The sequence below is a fragment of the Mesorhizobium sp. LNHC252B00 genome, assembly GCF_000502955.1.
In the GTDB taxonomy this organism is placed as follows: domain Bacteria; phylum Pseudomonadota; class Alphaproteobacteria; order Rhizobiales; family Rhizobiaceae; genus Mesorhizobium.
Genome location: NZ_AYWO01000140.1, coordinates 1 through 385 on the forward strand (window position 1 = coordinate 1; position 385 = coordinate 385).

General features: G+C 63.6%; 1 protein-coding gene. It reads right to left on the bottom strand.

What is annotated here, in order from left to right; all coding sequences use genetic code 11:
• A partial coding sequence (locus X744_RS0139365; protein WP_348626188.1) for a RuBisCO large subunit C-terminal-like domain-containing protein occupies positions 1 to 353 on the bottom strand: 353 nt, incomplete at its 3' end.
• Between the last annotated feature and the right edge of the window lie 32 nt (positions 354 to 385).

Below are 385 nucleotides of genomic sequence, written 5' to 3' on the forward strand. Positions count from 1 at the left end.
ATCACCGAACCGTCGAGCTCGCAGAATTTGTTGGACAACCCGTTGACGTGCATGTGGTCGATGCCGGCCAGGCGCCAGAATTTCTGGTAGGCGAGATAGCTCATGCCGAGATCAGGAGAACGGCTGAAGAGGCCCCAGCCCGCCCGATGGCCGTGAAGCGCAACGGCGGAATGCCGGCGCATCTCGACGACACCCGACAGGCCGACGGAATTCAGGACCAGCATGGCGCAGGTGCCGCCACGGCGCTCGATCAGATCAAGCTGGCGGCGCATGGCGTCGATGTCCCCGGAAATGTTGGCCGCGTACATGACCTTGCGCCCGGTCCTGTCGGCGTGCCGGTCGATGACAGCCATGACCGCCTCGAACCGCTGTTCGAACGGCGAAT